General features: G+C 38.3%; 14 protein-coding genes. All 14 read left to right on the forward strand.

All coding sequences use genetic code 11. From position 1 onward, the window contains the following. The first annotated feature begins 188 nt into the window (after nucleotides 1-188). The 14 genes from HMPREF0669_RS09075 to HMPREF0669_RS09145 all read left to right on the forward strand — a co-directional run bounded on the left by HMPREF0669_RS09075 (nucleotide 189) and on the right by HMPREF0669_RS09145 (nucleotide 24,667). Nucleotides 189-1,634: a lipopolysaccharide biosynthesis protein gene (locus tag HMPREF0669_RS09075; RefSeq protein WP_020967398.1), complete on the forward strand. Its 1,446-nt coding sequence runs from the start codon at nucleotides 189-191 to the stop codon at nucleotides 1,632-1,634. Nucleotides 1,635-1,648: 14 nt separating this feature from the next. Next, a complete protein-coding gene (locus HMPREF0669_RS09080) occupies nucleotides 1,649-2,518 on the forward strand; it encodes a phosphorylcholine transferase LicD (RefSeq protein WP_009228237.1) in 870 nt (289 codons plus the stop codon). Nucleotides 2,519-2,605: 87 nt separating this feature from the next. Next, on the forward strand, nucleotides 2,606-3,760 hold the full coding sequence (locus HMPREF0669_RS09085) for a hypothetical protein (protein ID WP_009228238.1): 1,155 nt from the start codon (nucleotides 2,606-2,608) through the stop codon (nucleotides 3,758-3,760). After that, nucleotides 3,750-5,726, forward strand: coding sequence for a DNA topoisomerase IV subunit B (locus HMPREF0669_RS09090; protein WP_020967399.1), 1,977 nt, complete (start codon nucleotides 3,750-3,752; stop codon nucleotides 5,724-5,726). Before HMPREF0669_RS09085 ends, HMPREF0669_RS09090 begins: the two co-directional genes overlap by 11 nt. A gap of 466 nt (nucleotides 5,727-6,192) precedes the next feature. Continuing rightward, complete coding sequence (locus tag HMPREF0669_RS09100) at nucleotides 6,193-7,158, forward strand: FecR family protein (RefSeq protein WP_009228240.1); 966 nt, start codon at nucleotides 6,193-6,195, stop codon at nucleotides 7,156-7,158. An 88-nt stretch (nucleotides 7,159-7,246) separates the two neighbouring features. Then, nucleotides 7,247-10,585, forward strand: a complete 3,339-nt coding sequence (locus HMPREF0669_RS09105; protein ID WP_051148223.1) for a TonB-dependent receptor — start codon at nucleotides 7,247-7,249, stop codon at nucleotides 10,583-10,585. Nucleotides 10,586-10,595: 10 nt separating this feature from the next. Continuing rightward, entirely contained in the window at nucleotides 10,596-12,311 is a 1,716-nt protein-coding gene (locus HMPREF0669_RS09110; RefSeq protein ID WP_009228242.1) for a RagB/SusD family nutrient uptake outer membrane protein, read from the forward strand. A gap of 10 nt (nucleotides 12,312-12,321) precedes the next feature. Next, a complete protein-coding gene (locus HMPREF0669_RS09115; RefSeq protein WP_051148224.1) occupies nucleotides 12,322-14,205 on the forward strand; it encodes an FAD-dependent oxidoreductase in 1,884 nt (627 codons plus the stop codon). Nucleotides 14,206-14,240: 35 nt separating this feature from the next. After that, nucleotides 14,241-15,836 carry a beta-N-acetylhexosaminidase gene (locus HMPREF0669_RS09120; RefSeq protein ID WP_009228244.1) on the forward strand — a complete coding sequence of 532 codons (1,596 nt, stop codon included), beginning with the start codon at nucleotides 14,241-14,243 and terminating at the stop codon, nucleotides 15,834-15,836. 4 nt (nucleotides 15,837-15,840) lie between these two features. Then, complete coding sequence (locus HMPREF0669_RS09125; protein ID WP_020967403.1) at nucleotides 15,841-16,884, forward strand: endonuclease/exonuclease/phosphatase family protein; 1,044 nt, start codon at nucleotides 15,841-15,843, stop codon at nucleotides 16,882-16,884. A 304-nt stretch (nucleotides 16,885-17,188) separates the two neighbouring features. After that, a complete protein-coding gene (locus tag HMPREF0669_RS09130) occupies nucleotides 17,189-18,760 on the forward strand; it encodes a S41 family peptidase (protein ID WP_020967404.1) in 1,572 nt (523 codons plus the stop codon). A 125-nt stretch (nucleotides 18,761-18,885) separates the two neighbouring features. Then, the gene (locus tag HMPREF0669_RS09135; protein WP_232236464.1) at nucleotides 18,886-19,905 is read left to right on the forward strand and encodes a C1 family peptidase; all 1,020 of its coding nucleotides are present in this window, start codon (nucleotides 18,886-18,888) and stop codon (nucleotides 19,903-19,905) included. Between the two features lie 131 nt (nucleotides 19,906-20,036). Next, complete coding sequence (gene gpmA / locus HMPREF0669_RS09140; RefSeq protein ID WP_009228248.1) at nucleotides 20,037-20,729, forward strand: 2,3-diphosphoglycerate-dependent phosphoglycerate mutase; 693 nt, start codon at nucleotides 20,037-20,039, stop codon at nucleotides 20,727-20,729. 728 nt (nucleotides 20,730-21,457) lie between these two features. Further along, the gene (locus HMPREF0669_RS09145; protein ID WP_009228249.1) at nucleotides 21,458-24,667 is read left to right on the forward strand and encodes a TonB-dependent receptor; all 3,210 of its coding nucleotides are present in this window, start codon (nucleotides 21,458-21,460) and stop codon (nucleotides 24,665-24,667) included. Nucleotides 24,668-24,680: the final 13 nt, after the last annotated feature.

Below are 24,680 nucleotides of genomic sequence, written 5' to 3' on the forward strand. Positions count from 1 at the left end.
AGAGTGAATGAGTAGTAAGGTAAACACATTCTTTCTGTGGCGCAAGGGTGGGTAAAGAACATATCTTAAAAATACTCTTTTTGCTCTAAGAGAACATGAAAAGCCTGCTTTTTGCAATTAAATCTACCTGAAAGAGTCACTAATTATTGAATTGTTTTTATCTTTGCAATTTATTATAGTGTAGATAAATGGTGACATTAAAAGAGAAAACGACTAAAGGTTTGTTATGGGGCGGTATGAATAATGCCGTTCAACAGCTCGTAGGATTAATCTTCGGAATAATCTTAGGCAGAATTCTTTTTACCGAAGACTATGGCATGATGGCAATGATTAGTATTTTTTCGCTCATTGCAACCACTCTACAAAACAGCGGATTCACCACTGCTATTGCCAATCTTAAAGCCCCAACGTCGGCTCACTACAATGCTGTTTTCTGGTTTAACATCATTATGGGTGTTTCGCTTTACCTGTTGTTGTTTTTCTGCGCGCCTCTTATTGGCGACTACTATCATAATGATAAGCTCGTTCCTTTGTGTAGATATGCTTTTTTGAGTATTGTCATTGCATCGTTTGGAACAGCTCAATCGGCGTTTCTTTTTAAAAATATGATGGCAGAACAGCAGGCAAAAGCTGGAATGATTGCAGTACTGTTGTCTAGCATAACGGGTGTGGTGATGGCTTATAATGGTATGGCTTATTGGTCGTTAGCAACGCAAGGGTTGGTTTATGTGCTGATTAATACGCTCATTGTGTGGTACTTTTCTCCTTGGCGTCCAACGTTGAAGAATATCAATTTTTCGCCACTTCGCAGTATGTTTAAATTCTCTTTTAAAATACTTGCAACCTCAATTACCACCCATGTCAATAATAATATCTTGAACATTATGCTTGGTCACTACTTTAGTTCACACGCAACGGGAATCTATAACCAAGCTTATCAATGGAACTCTAAGTGTTTTATGTTGGCGCAAAACATGGTGAACCAAGTGGCTCAGCCCATGCTTGTAGATTTAAAAGATGAAGAAAACCGCCAACTTCTTGCCTTTCGTAAGCTAATGCGCTTCACTTCTTTTGTGTCGTTTCCACTTCTTTTAGGTTTCGGAATGGTGGCAAAAGAATTTATTGTGGTATCGATTACGGCAAAATGGCTCGATAGTGCCGAGCTAATTCAAATTCTTTGCTTTAGCGGAGCGACCATTCCTTTATCAACATTGTTGTCGAACATGATTATCAGTAAGGGCAAATCGAATATCTATTTTTATTGCACTTTCGGATTAGGAGTGGTTCAAATCATCATTATGAGTTTGCTTTGGATATATGGAATACGTGTAATGGTGATTGCATATACCTTATTAAACATCGCATGGTTATTTGTTTGGTTCTTCTTTACCAATCGTTTAACCAGCTATTCGCTTTGGAACTTCTTGAAGGATGTAGTGCCCTTTGGCGCAACGGCATTGGTTATGGCTGTTATTGCCTATTGTTTAACCGCCTCGTTGCACAATCCTTGGTTGCTCATTGCAAGTAGATTGATAATTGCATGCACGCTTTATGTGATGGCATTGAAGCTTATGCACGCTCAAATATTGAACGAGAGCATTGCATTTCTTCGCTCAAAAATATTGAAAAAGTAATTCTATAAGAATCGATGAAACGTACCTATACAAAAGAAGAATTGCAGGCTTTGCACCGAGAACTATACGATATTTTTTGTGAAACGATAAGAGTTTGCGAAGAACACAATATTCGTTACTTCCTAATAGGAGGCACGGCGATAGGTGCTTTGTATGATGAAGCGATTCTTCCATGGGACGATGATATCGATATTGGTATGACTCGAGATCAATATAACAGGTTCTTAGAAGTTGCACCCACTGCTCTTGGCGAACAATATTTCTTGTCTTATTACGAAACAGACCCTAAAACGCCTTATTACTTTGCAAAAGTTAGGAAAAATGGAACGCTTTTTAAAGAGGAAACTTTTAGCGAAATAGCCATGCATCAAGGTATATTTATCGACGTGTTTCCATTCGATAAAATTCCAGATAATGCCCTGTTGCAAAAGGTGCATCGTGGAGTTGTGAACTTTTTGAAGTGCTGTTTGTTAGGAACAGAGATATGGATGTGGAAATATTTTGGTACTCCTAAGGTGCAGAATCCAAGTAATCGCAATATTTTGGCATGTTTTTTTACTCGTGTGGTATGTAGTCTTGTTCCTAAAAAATATATCTATAAGAGTATGGTAAAGGCTCAAAGTGCTTTTAATGCAACTCGTGCTACCTATTATAATAATACCACCACGACGACAGATAAAATCGAAGTGCAGGCAACAAACGATTTAGTGAAAGTGCCATTTGGTCCTTTACAGGCTACTGTGACACGAGAATTAGAACGTTTTTTACGTTTTAATTTCCCTAAATTACATCGTTTTAGCAAAGAAGAACAAGCGCAGATAAGTAATCATTGTCCCCAGAAATTAGTATTCTCTCATAATAATGAAGAGCTACCAAACAAGTAATATTATATAAAAGACAGATATTAAATTTGGTCATTCTTTACTAATTTGCTAATTTTGTAGAAATTATATATTTAAAATAACAGATAAATGACATCCATTACAATAAAGAAGGTTGAGACAAAAGAAGATCTTAAAGCCTTTATTGAATTTCATTATGACCTCTATGAAGGTAACGAATATGATGTACCCAATCTATATAGTGATGAAGTAAATACTCTAAGTAGAGAGAAAAACGCAGCCTTTGATTTCTGTGTAGCAAAATATTTTCTTGCAATTCGTGATAACAAAGTTGTTGGAAGGGTTGCTGCTATTATTAATCATAAAGCAAATGAGAAGTGGGATCAAAAGCGAGTGAGATTCGGTTGGATTGATTTTATTGAAGATAAAGAGGTTCTTGAGGCTCTATTAAAGGCAGTAGAAGACTTTGGTAAGGCGCATGGAATGACCGAAATCGTTGGCCCTTTGGGCTTCACAGATATGGATCCAGAAGGCATGTTGACATGGGGTTTCGACCAATTAGGCACAATGCCAACCATATATAACTATGATTACTATCCAAGATTGTTGGAAAGCCTTCCTGGTTACGAAGTAGATAATAAGTATGTAGAGTACAAAATCTTTGTACCTGATACGGTTCCAGAGAAGTATGCCAAGATAGCTGAGATGATTCAGAACCGTTATAATCTTCGAATTAAAAAGCTAACGAAGAAAGATGTCTTTGAAGGCGGATATGGAAAGAAAATCTTTGAGTTGATTAACTCAACCTATAAAGATCTTTATGGCTTCTCAGAATTGTCGGAAAAGCAAATCGATCAATATATAAATATGTATTTCCCATTTGCCGATTTAAGTCTTATTACCCTCGTAGAAGATGCTTCTGCGGATAATAAACTTGTGGGAATAGGTATTACATTACCCTCACTTTCAGAGGCATTACAGAAATGTAAGAAGGGAAGACTATTCCCATTTGGTTGGTTCCACTTGTTAAGAGCGATTAAATTCCATAAGACAAAGATTGTAGACTTATTGCTAATGGGAGTGCTTCCAGAGTATAGAATGAAGGGAGTTAACGCCCTTATGTTTGCTGATCTCATTCCAAGATACCAAGCATACGGATTTGAATGGGGAGAAACCCAAGTGGAAATGGAAACCAATGCCAATGTTCAAAGTCAATGGGAGACCCTTAATCCCGTTATGCATAAACGTAGAAACTGCTATAAAAAGGTATTAAATGCAGAGTGATAAGGAAAATATTAAAGACAATATCAGCATGGTAGATCAAGTAAAATATACCGATGACAACATCAGACACTTATCGGACATGGAGCATGTACGCACCCGTCCCGGTATGTATATTGGTAGATTGGGTGACGGTTCGTTACCAGAAGACGGTATATATGTATTACTTAAGGAAGTCGTTGATAACTCAATCGACGAGTTTAAGATGAATGCTGGTCGTCGAATAGAAATAGATATCACAGAAAATGCAAGCGTCTCGGTTAGAGATTATGGTCGAGGTATCCCTCAAGGAAAGCTAATCGAAGCCGTAAGTGTATTGAATACTGGTGGAAAATACGACTCCAAGGCTTTCAAAAAGAGTGTAGGTCTGAACGGAGTCGGCATAAAAGCGGTCAATGCGCTAAGCAAACGCTTTGAAGTTCGTTCGTATAGAGATGGCAAAGTGCGTACAGCTATATTTGAACGAGGTATTCTTCAAAGCGATAAAACTACAAAAACTACAGACGAAAACGGAACTTTTATATTCTTTGAACCCGATAATCAACTGTTTCTAAACTATCGTTTTCACGACGATATCATAGAAACAATGTTGAGAAACTATACCTATCTCAATACAGGACTTGCCATTATGTATAATGGAAGACGCATAATGAGTCGTAATGGACTTGCGGATCTTCTTACAGATACAATGACTACAGATGGTCTTTATCCCATTATACACATCATTGGCGAAGATATTGAGATCGCATTTACTCATACTAACCAGTATGGAGAAGAGTATCACTCGTTCGTTAACGGACAACATACAACCCAAGGAGGTACTCATCAAACAGCATTTAAAGAGCATATTGCGAAGACCATCAAAGAGTTTTCGGGCAAAAACTTCGAATATGGCGATATAAGAAACGGCTTAGTGGCAGCCATTGCCATTAATGTTGAAGAGCCAATGTTCGAAAGTCAGACCAAAATTAAATTGGGTTCGACAACCATGAGCCCTAATGATGGTGTGAGCATCAATAAATATATTGGTGATTTTGTTAAGACAGAAGTAGACAATTATCTGCATAAACATGCCGATATTGCCGAAACAATGCTTGCAAAGATACAAGAAAGCGAACGTGAACGCAAGTCAATGGCAGGCGTAACAAAGCTTGCAAGGGAGCGAGCAAAGAAGGCAAATCTGCACAATCGCAAGCTTCGTGACTGCCGAATTCATTATAGTGATGGCAAAAATAACGATAAAGAGAAAAGCTGTATCTTTATAACTGAGGGAGATTCTGCGAGTGGAAGTATCACAAAAAGCCGTGATGTCAATACTCAAGCGGTATTCTCTTTGCGTGGAAAGCCCCTTAACTCGTTTGGATTAACTAAGAAGGTGGTTTACGAAAACGAAGAGTTTAACTTGCTACAAGCGGCTCTTGACATTGAAGAAGGACTCGATTCTCTTCGCTATAACAAAGTTATTGTGGCTACCGATGCTGATGTTGACGGTATGCATATCAGACTTTTAATCATCACTTTCTTCTTGCAATTCTTCCCAGAACTAATCAAAAAGGGACACGTTTATGTGCTACAAACACCCTTATTCCGTGTTAGAAACAAGAAAACAAAGATTAAAAATAAAGCCGTTTTAGAAGAGAATGGCAATAAACAAAAGCAAGGTGACAAGAAAAACGACTTCATAACACGTTATTGTTACACTGAAGAAGAGCGTATAAAGGCGATAGATGAACTTGGACCTTCACCCGAAATCACTCGATTTAAAGGTCTTGGTGAGATCTCACCAGATGAGTTTGTACACTTTATAGGACCCGAAATGCGCCTCGAACAAGTTACTCTTCATAAGACAGATCAAGTGCAAAAGCTCTTAGAATACTACATGGGAAAGAACACAATGGAGCGTCAAAACTTCATTATTGATAACCTTTTGGTAGAAGAAGATGTAGTGGAGGACGACAAAGAGGAATAAAATACGACTCGAAATAAAGCCTTCTAAGAGATAAAAATCAGCAGAATAAAATTGAAAAATAGGCGAACTCACTATCAGATAGAATGATAGTGGGTTCGTTTTTTATGCCCTATATAATAAATAGATGTAGATATGCTTTTTAATTCTTACTTCTTTACGAAAGTACATCCCTTAATCTCTCTAACCACCTTGTATTAAAAGTCTTGTAATAACAATGCAATTACAGTGTAAAAGCATTGTGTTTGGAAGACAAAAGCAGTGCTTTTATTACTTAATATCAATGCTTTTCTTATCTCCTCTTGTTCAATTGGTTCTAAAAAAATGTGCCATTTTGCATAAAAGATATATTTTGAAAGACAAAAGAGAAATATAACAATAAATAAAAGAACGTATTTTAATTTGTTTAACATTTTCCTTTTAGCGGAAAATTAAATAGCTACGTATAACAATAAAACAATCTATTGATATGGACAAACGAATATTTAAATATTTAGCAGGCGAACTATCGAAAGAGGAGAAAGAGCGTTTTGTGCACGATGTTAACACCAATGAGTTGCTAAGGCACGATGTCGAAAGCGCAATGAAGATGGAGGCTTTGATGAATATGGTTCTTCGTTCTAGCGATAAAAACGTTCAATATACTTCATTTAGAGGTGCAAACAAAAAAGAAACAGATAAATATCCTGAAATAAAAAAGATCAATTGGTGGCGTTATATTGCTGCCGTTTTGGTGGGTGCGGTGATGTGTTATCTTTATCTAGATAAAGTTTCGTTTGATAAAACACAAGTTGCCATGCAAACATTAACTGTTCCTGTAGGACAAAGAGCAAAACTTATTTTGCCCGATGGTACAGAAGTGTGGGCTAATTCTGGCTCAAAAGTAACTTATCCTTCAATGTTTGGTCAAGAGCGAAATGTGAAAGTAGAGGGCGAAGCCTTGTTTTATGTTGCCAAAGACCCTGAACATCCATTTATTGTTACAGCAAATAATCATTGTGTAAAAGCTCTCGGAACAATCTTTAATGTTGAGGCTTATAAAGACAAAGAAAGTATTGTTACCCTTATTGAAGGATCAGTTAAGGTGTATGAAGTGAATAAAGAAGAGAGTGGGGTGGTGCTTCAGCCTAATTATAAGCTAGTTTGCAACGGAACTTTGATGTCTGTTGAAGTTGCAAATAGTGATGTAATAGAATGGAAAGACGGTATGATTGTCTTTACAAAACAATCTATGGCAGAAATAATAGGAGTGCTTCAAAAGCGTTTCAATGTAACCATTAAGGTGAAAAACAATGCCATCAACGATTTTGTTTATAGCGGAAAATTCCGTCAAGACGATGGCGTTGAAACTATACTCAATGTAATTAGTAGGGTACATCACTTCAAAATCGAACATCAAAAGGCACAACAAACCATCTATTTAAGTATGCCTTAGCCTAAACAAACGATCAATCTTCTACCAAGACACCAACGAAATAAGAAAATATACCTAAACAGAAATATAACTAAAAATGATAAATAATATGAATAAACCAATGTGGGCGAAATGTGCTTTGCAAGCAACAAAACATTTCAATAAACCCTTTTTGTCATTGTTTTTGTTCTTTACGTTAGGCAATGCCCCAGTGTTTGCACAACAGCAACAAGTGCGCTTGTCTTCAAAGACATTGACAGTGCAAAAGATGATGTCTGAAATTGAAAAGCAAACAGGCTTTTTGTTTGTTTATAGTGATGTGGACTTAAATATCCATCGTACAGTTTCTTTAGCGCAACAAAGTGGTAGACTTGATCTTTTCTTGGAACAACTAGCTAAAGAAAATGGCTTGAAATATGAACTAACTCCTAACAAATACGTTATTCTTTCAAAGCAAGGCGAAACCTCTAAGGTTGTAACCAAGCTCACAGGACGTGTTTCCGACACCAAAGGCGAGCCACTTATTGGTGCAACTATCGTGCAAAAAGGAACCCAAAACCGCACTATCACCGATGTCGATGGTAAGTTCTCGATAGATGCTCCAGTAGGAAGTATACTCGTTGTGTCGTACATTGGTTGGAGAGATAAAGAGCTAAAGGCTTCAAAAAATATGAGCATTGTACTCCAAGACGACGTAGCAGCACTCGAAGAAGTGGTTGTTGTTGGCTATGGAACAATGAAGAAAAAGAACCTAACAGGAGCGGTGAGTGCAGTGAGTAGCACAACCATTAGCGACAGTCACGCTACTCATTTGTCAACAGCTTTGCAGGGAGCAACATCAGGTTTAACTGTAACTCGAAACGGAGGAGCACCTGAAAGCAATGCAACATTGCAAATTCGTGGTATCACCACCTTAAGTGATACAAGTCCATTGGTGATCATCGACGGTGTTCCTGGTGATATAAACATGGTGAATCCCGACGATGTTGAAAATCTATCTGTATTGAAAGATGCTGCATCGGCAGCTATTTATGGCTCAAGAGCTGCAGCAGGTGTAGTGCTTATCACCACAAAACGTGCTAAAACAGACGACTTACAAATGTCGTATAACTTCGAGTTTGGTTTCGATAAACCAACCACTATGCCTAAATATGTAGGCTGGAAGCGTTTTATGGAGATGACCAACGAATTGCGTTATAACGATAATCCACAAGGTGGAAAGTTCCAAACTTACGCAGAAGACCTCATTGCTAATTACCTACAAAACAACAAAACCAATCCCGATAAATATCCTATTACTAATTGGGAAGACGTTCTTTACAATAAAAACGTAAATCGTCAAACACACACTTTCAGTTTAATGGGTGGTGGAAAGAAGGTGATGTCGAAAGCATCTTTCCGTTACGACAAGAGCGATGGTATGTATGTTAATCGTAACTACGAACGCTTTATGACTCGTTTGAACAACGACTTCTCATTAAATAAATACATCGAGGCACATTTAGATGCTAACTTTAGCTATTCACGTTTAAAGACTCCACATCATAATCCATTTGATGATGGTGGTCGAAACATTCCTCCTATCTATGCAGTTCATTGGCAAGATGGTCGTTATGGTGACGTGAAAGACGGCGAAAACATGCTTGCTAAGATTCAAGCAGGTGGTGTTGAAGCAACCAACAGATATGCTATTGGTGGTAAGGGAGAATTGAACATTAAGCCAATCGAAGGTTTAAAACTATCTTTAATTGCTTCTCCTAACTTCCGTTTCGACAACATCAAGAGCTTTGTTAAGCAAGTTCCTTATACCAATGCCGACGATCCTAACAAGGTGGTAGGCTACTTTGGTGGTCACTATGTAACCTCTTTAGAAGAAACAAGAAAGCAAGGTTACGACATAACAGCACAAGCTTTGGGTAATTATCACAAGACAATTGGTCTTCATGATATCTCTTTATTGTTAGGATACGAATATTTCTACATGAGAGAAGAAAAAATGTTGGGTAGCGGAAGCAACTACGAATTGATGGATTATCCATATCTTGACCTTGCACCAAGCGATCATCAAAAGGTGGGTGGTAATGCACTTGAATATTCATATCGCTCATATTTCAGCAGAATGAACTACTCTTATGCTAATAAATACCTATTAGAATTGAACTTAAGACGTGATGGCTCTTCTAGATTTAATCGTGCAACACGTTGGGCTTCGTTCCCTTCTTTGTCGTTAGGTTGGGTTGTTTCAGAAGAAAACTTTATGAAGCCATTGCGTTGGCTCAATCACTTCAAAGTGCGTTTGTCTACTGGTAAGTTAGGAAATGAGCGTATCGGAAGTTATTATCCTTATCAAGCTTCAATCGATTTCGGTAGAGCTTTGATGTACAATGCAGGTCAAACCATGTCTATCACCACTGCCGCTCAAGGCAAATATGCAGTGAAAGACATCACATGGGAAACCACTCAAAGCTGGGATATCGGTATTGATGCACGCTTCTTAAACAATCGTTTGAGCTTTACTTTCGACTATTATAAGAAGAATACCAAAGATATGTTGTTGGCATTACAAATCCCTATCTTCATGGGATATGCTAATCCAGATGTCAATGCAGGTAAAATGCACACCAAAGGTTTCGACCTTGATTTGTCTTGGCGTGACAAAATTGGCGAACTTCAATACAATGTAGCTTTCAACCTATCTGATTATAAATCGGTGATGGGCAACATGAATGGTACAGAATTTGTGGGAGCGCAAATCAATAGAGAAGGAAGTGAATTTAATCAATGGTATGGTTATCGTAGTAAAGGTATCTACCAAGATCAAACAACCTTAGATAATTCAGCAAAACTCAATAAGAATATTAAAGTAGGTGACGTTCAATACGAAGACGTTTCAGGTCCTAATGGAATTCCAGATGGTATTATTTCGGCAGAGTATGACCGTGTTTTATTGAAGGGTTCACTACCTCATTTCTTGTATGGTCTATCACTTGGCGCAGCATATAAAGGCTTCGACTTTAATGTTTCGTTCCAAGGTGTAGGCGAAAAGTGGAACAGAATGACCCCATCAATGGTGGAAGGTCTTCCTGGAAACTGGCTCAATTTCCCACAACTCATCGATGGGCAATATTGGAGTTCATATAACACAGACGAACAAAACAAGCAAATGAAGTATCCAAGACTCACTCGTTCTAATGCAGATGCAAACTATTCAATGTCTGATCAATGGCTATATAATGGCTGGTATCTACGTTGTAAGAACATCACTCTTGGCTATTCAATTCCTAAGCACATTGTGAATCGCTTCTTTGTGAAGTCACTTCGTGTGTATATTTCAGCTAATGATTTGTTCAGTTTCAATAACTGTCCAAAGGGATGGGACCCTGAAGTGGTAGACGCAGGCTATCCTATTATGCGTTCATTAATGTTCGGTTTAAATATTAACTTCTAGTAATTTTATTATGAATAAATATATTTCAAAGATATTCCTTGTTGCAATTACAAGTTTAAGTCTTGTTTCTTGTCATGATTTAGATCTCAATCCGTTGTCTAGTGGCTCAACAGGAAACTGGTATTCTTCGGCTAAAGAGATCCAAATGTCAGTGAATAAGCTATATGATATGACTTATTGGAGACAAGAAGGAGACAACCAAACAGACTGGAGTGATGACACTGTGTATCGTGATGCCTTAACAGCTTTCGAGAATGGAACCATCAATAGTGAGGATTGGATCGTGGGTTTGCATTGGAGAACCAATTTCCAAATGATCTCTTATGCCAACGGAATCATCAATACTTACCAAAAAGCGTTAGACAGAGGCGCAAATAAAGCAGAGGTAATGCAATATGTTGCGGAGGCACATTTCTTCAGAGCGGTAGCTTATGGACGCCTTATTACTCGCTTCGGAGATGTTCCTTATTTCACAGAAGAATTGACAATCCCTGAGGGAATGGCTAAAGGTAGAACCGCAAAGAACGAAGTTTTAAAGCATGTTTATGAGGATTTTGATTATGCTATCAATATTCTTCCTACCAAAACAACTACCTTCGACCGAGTAACTAAGGGTGCAGCGTTGGCTTATAAGGCACGAATAGCCTTGTATTTAGCCGACTATCAAACAGCAGCAACAGCGTCTAAAGCAGTTATGGACTTAGGTGTTTATGCCCTACACGAGAACTATCGTGACCTATTCTTGCAACATACAAAGGTTTCAAAGGAGTTTATTTTCGTGCGACCACGCTCTATCAACATGAAAATAGATGTGATAACAGCTGGCCAAGTGAAGAATAAAGTAGTGCGAAATGCAGGGGGTTGGGCTTCAACAGACCCTTCTTGGAATCTTTTAGCCGCATATACTTGCACCGATGGATTGCCCATTGACGAGTCTCCTTTATTCGATTCGCATGAACCTTTCAAAGCTCGTGATCCACGATGTGCAATGACTATCGTTCCATTTAACGAACCATTCTTGGGCTATGTCTATAACCCTTCACCTGCGGCAACTACTGTTTTGAATGTAAAGACAGGTAAACAAGAATATAACAACGACACCCGTATCAATAAACAATATGCTTCTTTTAACGGATTAGCATGGAAAAAGGGAATTGATGAGTCGTGGTTAGAGAATGGATATACTGCAGAAAACCCCATTATTCTTATGCGTTATGCAGATGTTTTGTTGATGTATGCAGAAGCAAAGATTGAGTTAAACGAGATAGATGCAACCGTTATCGATGCCATGAACTCAGTTCGTGCTCGTGCTTATGGTGTAGATAAGGCTCAAACAACATCTTATCCAGCTTTCACCATCTTATCTCAAACCGACATGAGAAAGCAACTTCGCATGGAAAGACGTATGGAGTTAGCTGGCGAAAACCTTCGCTTTGCCGACCTTATCAGATGGCGTTTGGCTGAAGTAGTGATGAAACAAAAGCAATATGGCATGTTATATCCTGCTACAGAGTGCCTTACTAAGGTGGTAAACACAGGCAATTGGTTTTGGCCTATCACACCAGATATAGATAACAATGGTTGTCCTGACTTTACAAAGATGGAGGCAACAGGCCTCATTCAGGTGCTTTCTCAACGTCAATGGGATAATCGTCAATATCTATGGCCAATCCCTTCAAAAGATATTCAAATAGTATCTAACTTTAAGCAAAATGCTGATTATTAATAAAGCGATGATGTATTTGAATGTAAATAGAACTATAAAAAGATGCGCTTTTGCCCTCTTTGCCCTTTTAACAAGTAGCTCTGCATTGGCAAGTGATGTGCTTGTTGAGGCTGAAAGCTTTCAAAATAAAGGTGGTTGGAGTGTAGATCAGCAGTTTATAGACCAAATGGGATCACCTTATCTCATTGCTCATGGACTGGGGAAGAAGGTGAACGACGCCCAAACAAACATCGAAATAAAAGACAAAGCGAAATACTATGTATATGTAAGAACTTATAACTGGACCGCACCTTGGTGTAAAACCACTGGTCCAGGCAAGTTCTTTATCAGCATTAACAATAAGAAATTAAATACAACATTAGGCTCAACGGGCGACAAATGGATGTGGCAATATGCAGGGGAGGTGTCTCTTCCTACAGGAAAAGCATCATTAAAGCTTCACGACCTCACAGGTTTTGATGGACGATGCGATGCTATCCTCCTCACCACAACGCCCTCAATACCTCCTAATAGCTTGAAAGAGCTTGGTCAATTCAGAGTAAAACACAATCCAAATCTACAAAAAGAGCCTGCAAAGAAGCAGTTCGACCTTGTTGTAGTGGGTGGAGGTGTTGCTGGAATGAGTGCTGCTTTGTCGGCTGCTCGATTGGGAATGAAAGTTGCTTTAATACAAGATCGCCCTGTGTTAGGTGGAAATAACAGCTCAGAAGTGCGTGTTCATCTTGGTGGCAAGATCGAGATTGGTCCTTTCCCACGCTTAGGTGGTTTGCAAAAAGAGTTTGGTCCTACTTTAGAAGGTAATGCAATGCCTGCTTATCACTATTCCGACGAGAAAAAACTCGAGGTAGTTAAGGCAGAAAAGAATATAGAATTGTTCTTGAACTATCGTGCTATTCAAGCCGAAAGCAAAGGAAACAAAATTCAATCAGTACTTGCTCAAAATACAGAAACAGCGCAACAAATATCTTTCAGTGCTCCTCTTTTTGTAGATTGTACTGGAGATGGCACCATAGGTTATATGGTTGGAGCTGATTATATGATGGGAAGAGAAAGTAAAGATGATTTTTATGAGACCTTAGCTCCTAATAAAGCAGACTCTCTTGTGATGGGTTCTTCGGTGCAATGGTATTCTGTTAAGCAACCAAAGCCAACCACTTTCCCTTCGTTTAACTATGGAATTACCTTTACAGAAGCTACTGCAGAGAAGATATTCCGTGGTGACTGGACCTGGGAAACAGGTATGAATAAGAATCAAATTAACGACTTTGAGCAGATTAGAGACTATGGAATGTTGGTGATATATAGCAACTGGAGCTATGTAAAGAACCAATCGGTAGACCGCAAGAAGTTTGCTAATTATAAATTAGAGTGGGTTGCTTATGTTGCAGGAAAACGTGAGTCACGCCGTTTGTTGGGTGATTATATCTTGAGTGAGCACGACCTTTCGAAAGTGGTTGACCACGAAGATGCATCGTTCCCCACATCTTGGAGCATAGATTTGCACTATCCCGACTCAGTAAACAGTATTCACTTCCCAGGTAATGAGTTTAAGGCTATCACCAAACAAATGGTGCTTTATCCTCACACTGTGCCTTATAGATGTCTTTATTCACGCAATATCGACAACTTGTTTATGGCTGGTCGCAATATAAGTGTAACGCATGTTGCTCTTGGAGCGATAAGAGTTATGCGCACAACAGGTATGATGGGCGAGGTTGTTGGTATGGCTGCATCTCTTTGTAAGCAGTTTAATACCACTCCAAGAGGGGTATATCAATACCATTTAAAAGACTTAAAAGAGTTGATGAAGAAAGGTGTTGGCAACCCAAATCTACCTAATAACCAAAAATACAACGAGGGTTGGAATCTTGAAAAGAAACCCGTTGTGAAATAACGATGGTGTGGTTCTAACCCAGAAAGTGATATTTTATGACAAAACTCAATATTTTTAAGCTCGTAGCACTTTGTTATTTCTGTTTTTTCTTCAGTGCTTCTCATGCGCAAGGCGTCATTCCTCAACCTCAAAAAGTAACCCTTACACAAGGCTATACGGAGTTAGATGCACCCCTTGCGTGGCACCCTAAAACTGCAAGACGAAACAGAAAGCAATTTGACTATATTTTAACTGAATTGCAAAAGCATACAAATTCAACTGGAAAAGCAAAGCTTTTACGCCTCAATAACACTGCTATTGCATCGCAAAAGCTATCCTTTCACGAAGAGCAAGGCTACAAGTTAGAAATCACCCCCAACGAAATCACTATTTCTTCTCCATCAGATGTGGGTCTTTTTTATGGTCTTCAAACACTTCAACAGCTTTGTTTCTCGAAGAGAATAGCATGCCAAGTGATCGAAGATGCACCCAAATACGATTATAGAGGATGGATGCTCGACTGCTCAAGACATTTCTTTAGTAAAGAATTTGTGTACAAGCAGATCGATGCAATGGCATTGCTTAAGCTCAACAAGCTACACCTTCACCTTGTAGATGGAGGCGGTTGGCGCATTGAAATGAAGCAATTTCCATGGCTAACACGCAAGGGAGCCTATCGGACTCATAGCGATTGGGACGAATGGATTGATGCAGGTAGACGCTTTTGTGAGCCTGATTATCCTGGAGCTTATGGTGGATTCTACACCAAAAAGGATTTAAAAGACATCATCAACTATGCTGCAAAGCGTTTCATTATGGTCATTCCAGAAATCGAAATGCCAGGGCATAGCAACGAGGTGATGGCTGTTTATCCTGAATTGTCATGCACAGGAAAGGGCGATGGCTTTGATCTTTGCATGGGAAATCCCGACACTGAGGTGTTTTTAAAGAAGGTTTTGACAGAGGTTATGGAGCTATTTCCTGCGCCATACATACACATTGGAGGCGATGAAGCAACCATGCGCTTTTGGAAAAACTGCCCTAAATGCAAGCAAATGATGCAAAAGCATAACTACACTGATACGCTTCAGTTGCAAGGACGCTTAATTCTTGCTATCGATAGTTTCGTTACTAAGTATGGAAAAAGCATCATTGGTTGGGACGAAATACAAGAAAGTGGAAAGCTATCTCAAAATGCTGTGGTGATGTCTTGGCGTGGAGAGCAAGGTGGTTTGCATGCTGCTAAGGCGCAACACAGGGTGGTTATCACTCCATCTAAACGCTATTATCTAGATGCTTATCAAGATAATCCAAGCTCACAACCACGTGCAATAGGAGGATTTACACTGCTTAGAAACGCCTATGAGTATGAACCTATGCCCAAAGAGATTGAAAACACCGATGCAAGTAAGTATATTTGGGGTATCCAAGGCAATCTTTGGACTGAATATATCGACACAGAACGCTATGCAGAATACATGACTTACCCTCGTCTTTTGGCTATTGCAGAAAGTGCATGGGGCACCAAAACAAGTTATGATGCATTTAAGTTGCGAGTTATTCCCTTTGTAAATCAACTTCGAAAGAAGGGCTATAATGCCTTTGATATTACCAAAGAGATTGGAAGAAAGATAGAAACCAATAAAAAATAAGAATATGAAAAAGATAGGATTATTGCTCTTTATACTTTTCATTGCATGTAAAATCAATGCCAAAAGCAATTTTCAATTCACCGTACTTCAATGGAATATTTGGCAAGAAGGAACCCTTATTAAAGGTGGATTTGATGTTATTGTGAACGAGATAGACCGTTTGCGCCCCGATTTTATTACACTTAGCGAGGTGAGAAACTATCGAAACACCGACTTTACGGCTCGTTTGGTGAACGAATTGCGTAAGAAAGGCGTTGCCTACTACTCGTTCTTTTCAGACGATTCGGGCGTTTTAAGTAGAACACCCATCACCGATTCGGTTGTAGTTTTTCCCTTAAATAAAGACCATGGCAGTGTTTATAAGCTGGTTACAAAGGTTAAAGGCAAGGAAATAGCCGTGTATACCTGTCACTTAGACTATCTAGATTGCGCCTATTATAATGTTAGAGGCGTTGATGGATATACATGGAAAGAAACCAAAAGACCTGAAAACGTGGAGCAATTGCTTAAACTGAACGACTTGTCGTGGCGAGATAACGCCGTAACGGTGTTCTTAAACGAGGCTCGAAACGATATTGAAAAAGGCCGATTGGTGATATTTGGAGGCGACTTTAATGAGCCTTCGCATCTCGATTGGATCGAGGCTACAGCGCAACTCTACGACCATCATGGTTTTGTTGTGCCTTGGACGATCTCAAAGAAATTAGAAAAAGCAGGCTTTAAAGATAGCTATCGTGTGGTATTCCCTAACGTGTTAACTCACCCAGGCTTTACTTATCCCTGCTTTAATCCTGATGCAGACATTGCAAAACTAACGTGGGCACCTAAAGCCGACGAGCGAGAAAGAATCGATTTGATCTATTATAAGGGTGAAGGACTAAAGGCAATAGATGCCAAGTTGTTTGGACTTGATACCTCTGTTGTGCGCCTTCAACCTCAAAAAGATCACTCAAGTGACCCTTATATCTATCCCTTGGGCGTTTGGCCTACCGATCATAGAGGTTTGTTAGTGACCTTTCAGGTGGGCAAAAATAACTCATTTAATTGAAATCTTGTTTAGTTGAGAGGGGAATGTATTTTATATTATTTGTTTCTTACTTAAATCCCCTCAAATGAAATCCCGCTTGCGTGATGCCAGTGGGATTTTTATTGTTTTATAAAGTCAATGCAATTAGATGGTAAAGTCAATGCTTTTAGGGGGTAATTGCAATGCTATTGCAAGACAAAATCAATGCATTTATTACACTACTGAAAATCAATTGTAAAAAAATGCAAAGAAAATACATTTGTAATGGGCTTTCTTTTGGTGCTTTTTTCTATCTTTGTATAACGAAATACTGAAAAATAAAGATATGAAGAAGTATATATTTTCTGCAATAGCATGTTTACTGATTATCAATGTCTTTGCACAATCGATTCAAAACGATAAAAACAACGATGCACTTCGTAAAATTCAACTGGCTGTAATGGCAGTTAAAAACCTTTATGTAGATACGGTTAATACTGAAAAACTGGTAGAAGACGGAATAAGAGGAATGTTGAACGAACTCGATCCGCACTCTGCTTACACCACAGCAAAGGAAACAAAGTCCTTTACAGAGCAACTTCAAGGATCGTTTGAGGGCATTGGTGTGCAGTTTAATATATCTAACGACACCCTTATTGTGGTACAACCCGTTAATAACGGGCCATCGGAAAAGGTGGGAATTATGGCTGGTGACCGCATTGTTTTGGTGAACGACACAGTTATTTCGGGCGTGAAAATGACTCGAGAGGCTATAGTTAAGCGACTAAGAGGACCTAAAGGCAGTAAAGTTAAATTGGGAATTCAACGCAGAGGCATAAAAGATAGATTGACCTTTGTTGTTACTCGTGATAAAATTCCTTTGACTACGGTAGACGTGGCTTATATGATTCGTCCACAAGTGGGTTATGTTCGTGTTGAAAGCTTTGGCGAAACAACTTACGATGAGTTGATGGTTGCCCTCGAAAAGTTGAAACAACAGGGTATGACAAAGTTGATTCTCGATCTTCAAGACAATGGCGGTGGGTATCTAAAATCGGCAGCTGACATAGCAAACGAATTCTTAACACGTGGCAGTCTTATCGTTTACACTCAAGGAAGACGTGTTCCTAAGCAAGAATATACTGCTCATGGCAATGGAAAATATCAGGATTTGCCACTTTATATCTTGATAAATGAATACTCTGCATCGGCTGCTGAGATTGTAAGTGGGGCGATGCAAGACCATGATAGAGGAACCATTATCGGAAGAAGATCATTCGGAAAGGGCTTGGTTCAACGTCCTTTTGAATTTGAAGATGGTAGTATGATGCGCATCACCATTGCTCATTATTACACACCTGTAGGTAGAAACATTCAGAAACCTTACGCAAAAGGAGATAAAGAGGGCTATGAAATGGATATAGAGAAGCGTTTTAAGCACGGAGAATTGTATCATAAAGATAGTATTCACTTTGCCGATTCGTTGAAATTTCAAACTCTTCGTTTAAAAAGAACAGTGTATGGAGGTGGCGGTATTATGCCCGATGAGTTTGTTCCACTCGACACAACTCGCACAACTCCATTCTATCGTCAGCTTTGGGGCAAGAGTATTGTGTTGAATGCAGCCTTTAAATACAATGATAGTCAACGTAAAAAGTTACGTAAACGTTATCCCACTTTTGAACAATTCAAAGCTGGTTTTGTGGTGCCCGAAGATGTATTGAAAGGTATTGTGGATGAGGCTAAGAAAGATAAGATTACCTATAAGGACGAAAAAGAATGGCAACGCACCATTCCTATGCTTCAACTTCAATTGAAATCGTTGATTGCTCGTGATCTATGGGGCATGTCGGAGTGTTATCAAATATTGAATGAAAACAACCCAATTGTATTGAAAGCAATTGAATTGGCGAAGTAGTGGCGGAACAAACACATTGCGCATGGTGGTTTGATGCTTTGTTGTGTGGCGGTGAATGTGCGTGTTGAAAAGAAAAGGAACAATAAACAATGCAGATATTTTTTAAGAGAATAGGGGCTATAAGCATGATTTTAGTACTGTTGTGGGGCTTGATGTCGTGTAAGGGAAATAAGGAATTGAAATCCCAAGTTCCTGTGTTTGCAAACGACATCCTACTAAAAACGACTCCTATTAAACAGCAGGGCGAAGGCTATACCTGCTGGATTTATGCAGTGTTGGCTACTATAGAGACTGATAGAATAGAGCAAAACGATTCTATAAACTTGTCGCCTGCCTTTGTAGAACGCAATCTCATCACTCAAAATGCTTTGCAACACTTCTTTCGTAAAGCCTATTCAAAGCGTGAAATGGCAGGAATGGCTCCCTTGTGTCTGCGCCTGATTCAACAATATGGCTTGGTTCCTTTTGATAGTTACGAAGGAACACAACCTCGAAATGTGAATGCAATCAATAGAAAGGCAATGATTGTGGCTCAACAAAAGGCTGGCGAAAAGGCTAGAATGATATCCTTTAAAAATGCGTTGAACAGCTATTTAGATGATGCTTTGGGCGCACTTCCCCTCAATGTGTATCTCTTTGGAGCGGAATATACGCCTCTTCAATTTGCGCAAAGTGTTGTACCAGCGGATAGTTACAAAGCCTATTGCAGTGTAACCCATCATCCTTTTTATCGTGAAGTGTTGCAAGAAAGTCCCGATAATAACAGTTATGAGCTGTTTAACAATGTGCCTATTGATTCTTTAATGAACATCATAGATTCGCAATTGGCAGCGCATAAGGCAGTGTGTTGGGAGGGTTCGCTACCTCATGGTGAGTATGTTATGGATCAGGGAGTGGCTTGTTTGAACCCCAAAGTTGGTAAGGTAGACCAAAATATGCGTCAACGTGCAATTGAAAGTTATACCACTTATGATCAGCATGCCATGAGTATTGTTGGAAAAGCACACGATGAGCAAGGAAATACCTATTATATTGCCAAGAATTCTTGGGGAAAATATATGCCTTTCAATGGTTTTGTGTATCTCGAACGCAAATTTGTAGCCTTGCGAACTATCGCAATACTAACTCAAAGAAGTGCCAACTGAGAAATTAAATTCTTAACAAAGTATAAAAGAAAGATAATGCCCAAAGAGGTAGTTGTGCAAGAAATATATTATAAGTAATTTTGTAAAGAGTAAGATTTTATTATTTTAACTTTCATATAAAACAAAAAACAATGAAAAGATTAGTTATTGTCCGTCACGGAGAAAGTGAATGGAACCAGAAGAATCTCTTCACCGGTTGGGTGGATGTAGAACTCTCTGACAATGGACGTGAAGAAGCAAAACGTGCTGGTAAGGCATTAAAAGAAGCAGGAATCGATTTCGATATCTGTTTTACATCTTACCTTAAGAGAGCAATTAACACACAACAAATCATTCTAAAAGAAATGGAACGTGAATGGTTGCCAGTGTTTAAGTCTTACAAACTTAATGAACGTCACTATGGTGCACTTTCTGGTTTGAACAAAAAAGAAACAGCAGAGAAGTACGGAGACGACCAAGTTAAGATTTGGAGACGTAGCTTCGACGTTCGTCCACCAATGATGGAAGAAGACAATCAATACAATTCGCTAAAGAATCCAGCGTATCGTAATGTTGATCCAGCTGAAGTTCCAATGTGCGAAAGCTTGAAAGACACAATTGCACGTACTGTTCCTTACTTCGAAAAGGAAATTAAACCTCTAGTAATGGAAGGTAAACGTGTAATGATTGCAGCACACGGAAACTCTCTACGCTCACTAATTAAGTACTTCGAAAACATCTCTGACGATGAAATCATCAACGTTGAGATTCCAACAGGTACTCCTTTAGTATATGAATTTGACGATAATTTTAATGTAACCAATAAATATTATCTAGGCAAATAAATCATATGCCTTGCAACAAAAGCTTTTCTGTTAACCAAGATAAGCTAAGTTGTAACCCAAAGTTAATTAGTTTAGTTTAGTATATCAACCCAGTTTGTATCAAATTGAAGTATTCGTTTGATGTGAATTGGGTTGAATTCTTTAGGGTATATGCCTATTTAAAGAAGATTCTGCCTGAAAATTTATCCTTTTTACTTTCCTATTGAAAAATACACACAGCGCCTTTGATATTCACTCTATATATTAATTAAGGTAAAGGCATAGGGTGTTTTAAGAGAATGGTATATTTTTTTTCGTAAAATAGAATATTTATTACGCAAATGCGTTTGTACGGATTGTGCGTAAATTTTTATCTTTGCTTCAGAACTTTTGACGTAAGTAGTATTTTAGAAATAATTCAATAACAACCTAAACCTTAAACAATAAACAGAATGAGATGTTTGATTCTTAAATAAAGAGATGATATATAGGACTTAAAGTTGATGACATATAGAACTCTAAACGAAGAACATTTATTTCATTTTATTATTATGAATACCATTTAAAGTAAGACATAAGACAATAGCTAGAACAAGAAATCTTTTGAGAAATAATAAAAAAAGAACATGTAATATCATGTTGTAATAAAATTAGAGATATTAGAAAGTGAGAATATCTATTTAATTTCTTTTTCGTTGCAATGTTTTGTCTATCTATTATGAAATCATAAATCTAAAAACCTCATATCAATGAACAAACGAAGAGTTAAAAAAACAGTCTTAAGGCATAACCGTTTAGCATCGGTTTTGTGTACACTTGCAGTTTGTGCACCAATGAATGCCGTGTCAACAAGTATTTATTTGAACAGTAACAACATTAATGTTCAGAGCCAAGACGTTATTACAGGAATGGTGGTAGATGAGCATGGAGAACCTATTGTAGGTGCTACTATCAGTTTAAAAGATGGTAAGACCCTTGCAATTAGCGATGTAAATGGTAGGTTTTCTGTGAATATCGCTCCTGGAACAGAAATCAAAGTTTCGTCTATAGGCTTCATCTCTCAAACCCTTAAAGCAACAAAACAACAGAAGAATATCGTTTTGCGTGATGATAAACGATCTCTTAATGAAGTTGTTGTTATAGGTTATGGTAATCAAAGAAAGCAAGACCTTTCTACATCTATATCATCAGTAAAGCTTGATGATACAATGAAAAGTCGTCCTTCTAATATTGTTTCGATGTTACAAGGAACAATGCCAGGTGTAATGGTGCAAAATAATGGAGGTGATCCATTATCTACAGCATCATTATCAATTCGTGGTAGAGGTTCACGAGGTACCGACAATGATTATAATAGTGGTGATGGAGTATTGTATGTAGTTGATGGTGTGCCTGGTGCTCCATTCAATATTGAAGATATAGAAAGCATTACAATTCTTAAAGATGCTGCTTCTGCAGCTATTTATGGTGCTAGTGTAGGTTCTGGTGGTGTGGTAGTTATCACAACCAAACAAGCAAAAGCAGGAAAAGTACAAGTAAGTCTTAATATATCTAAGAGTATAAAGAATGCCATGCACTTACCTTCTGTCTTGACATCTCAAGAATATAATAAGGTGTGGGGTGATGCAGTGCGTCTTTATGGTGGTGCTCTTCCTGCAACGGCAGATGCAAGTAAGTACGCTTATGGAGCTGTAACACGAACAGATTGGATTGATGAAATCTTCAGAAGAGGAACATTAGAACATTATGCTTTATCTCTTTCAGGAGGTAGTGATAATATAAAAGCATTGGCATCGTTTAACTTTGATAAAGACCAAGGTGTGCTTTTAAATACTTTTGCTCGTAAGTTTGGCGGAAAGGTGAATGTCGATTTCAAGTTAAATAATCGTGTTTCATTCTCAGAACAAGTAACCTATACCTTCTCTGATGGACAAGGTAATATTAATAAAGGACACGAAGGAGTACTTGCCAATGCAATTTTCTTCCCTCGTTCTGCCACTGTCTACGATTATAGTAAAACTGGAGAGCCTCTTTATAACAACTATGGTGAGGCCTTATTCCATGGAACTTTGCCTCGATGGGCAGCAGCAGAAGGTGTTAGTGGATATGGAGAATTCCGCAATCCTGTGGCTCTTTTGAAACGATTAGACCAAAAACGTCCTACAAGTACTTTGTATTCTACAACAACATTACACGTTAAGCCTATTGCAAATTTAGATGTTCGCTCTCAGTTTACAGCAGGTATAACATCGGCTGAGATAGATAATTTTAGCCCTAAAGTACCTGAACCAGGTAATCCTTCTGATGAAAATCGTCACGATATAGAGCACTCAAGCTTGAATAACTGGTTATGGGAAACTACTGCAACTTATTCAACTATGATTAAACAACATCATATTAGTGCAATGATGGGTTTAACAACAAAGTATGATAAATATAAGATGTATGGAGTTTATACTACCAATTATGATAGAGAAGGACGCCACGAGACTACTCTTCCACAAGCAAATGAATGGACAAAGTATAAACCTACTGAGCAAATATGGGAAGAAGCAATGCTTTCTTTCTTTGGAAGAGTAGGCTATTCTTGGAACGATCGCTATTTTGCAACAGCAAGTTTGCGTCGTGATGCCACATCTAAATTATATAAAGACAATAACTCTGGAGTTTTTCCAGCATTGTCAGCATCTTGGAAAATATCATCAGAGAAATTCTTTGAACCTCTTAAAAGTACTGTAAACTTATTGAAGCTACGTGCAGGATGGGGTCAAGTAGGTAATGTTGCACTTGTTCCTCGTTATTCATGGAATGTGCCAATGGGTAAGACAGAATGGCCTATTATCTACGGACGAAATCTTAATAAAGTAGTATATGGTGTGTTTGCAGAATCAATTGGTACAAAAACTTTGAAATGGGAAACAACAGAACAATGGGGAGTTGGATTGGATGTAGGGCTTTTCAATAATGATTTGAACTTAACAGTAGACTACTTCAACAAACGAACAAAAGACCTTATAGAAAAAGTTCCCGTATCTTCTGTAGCAGGAATTGCAGTTGAACCATATGGAAATATTGGCGATGTTGTGAATAAAGGTTGGGAGTTGAGCGCATCTTACCACAAAACTATTGGTGCTCTTACTTTCGGATTGAATGCAAACTTATCAACAGTTCACAACGAAGTATTAGATCTTGGATCTAGAAAGACCCTAGAACATGATATCGTTGTAAACGGTCAACGTCCTCTTCGTTCTACAGTAGGTAAACCTTGGTATTCTTATTATGTATTGAAAACAAATGGAATATTCCAAAGTCAAGAAGAAATCGACAATTATAAATGGATAGATCCTAAGACAGGATTAACCAATATGATTCAACCTAATGCTAAACCTGGTGATTTGAGATATGTAGATTTCAACAATGATGGTAAGATCAACTCGGATGATAATCAGTATATGGGTAGCTATATGCCAAAGATTACATTCGGATTTGGTGGAAACCTTAATTATAAGAATATCGATTTCAGTTTCCAATTCCAAGGAGTTGGCAAGTCAACTATCTACAATGCCTTCAAACAAATGACCCTTACAGGTCGCCAACAAGGTGGTAATATGTTGAAGGACATACTTAATGCGTGGGATTATAACCACACTTCAGGTATACCTCGTTTAGCTTTAGTTGATGATGCAAATGGTAACTACACTAATCCTTCTGATTTTTATCTTGAGAATGGTAGTTATCTTCGTCTAAAGAACCTAACTCTTGGTTATACACTTCCTCAACAATGGTTGAATACTCTTGGTTTGAAGAAATCTACATTACGTGTTTATTTCAACTGCGAGAACCTATTCACTGTAACCGATTATACAGGTATTGATCCTGAAGTAGGTAACTTTGGTCTTGATGGAGGTGTTTATCCTGTATCTCGTTCATTTACACTTGGTTTTAATTTTGGTTTCTAATTTAAAACAATCT

The organism is Prevotella sp. oral taxon 299 str. F0039 (assembly GCF_000163055.2).
Lineage (GTDB): Bacteria > Bacteroidota > Bacteroidia > Bacteroidales > Bacteroidaceae > Prevotella.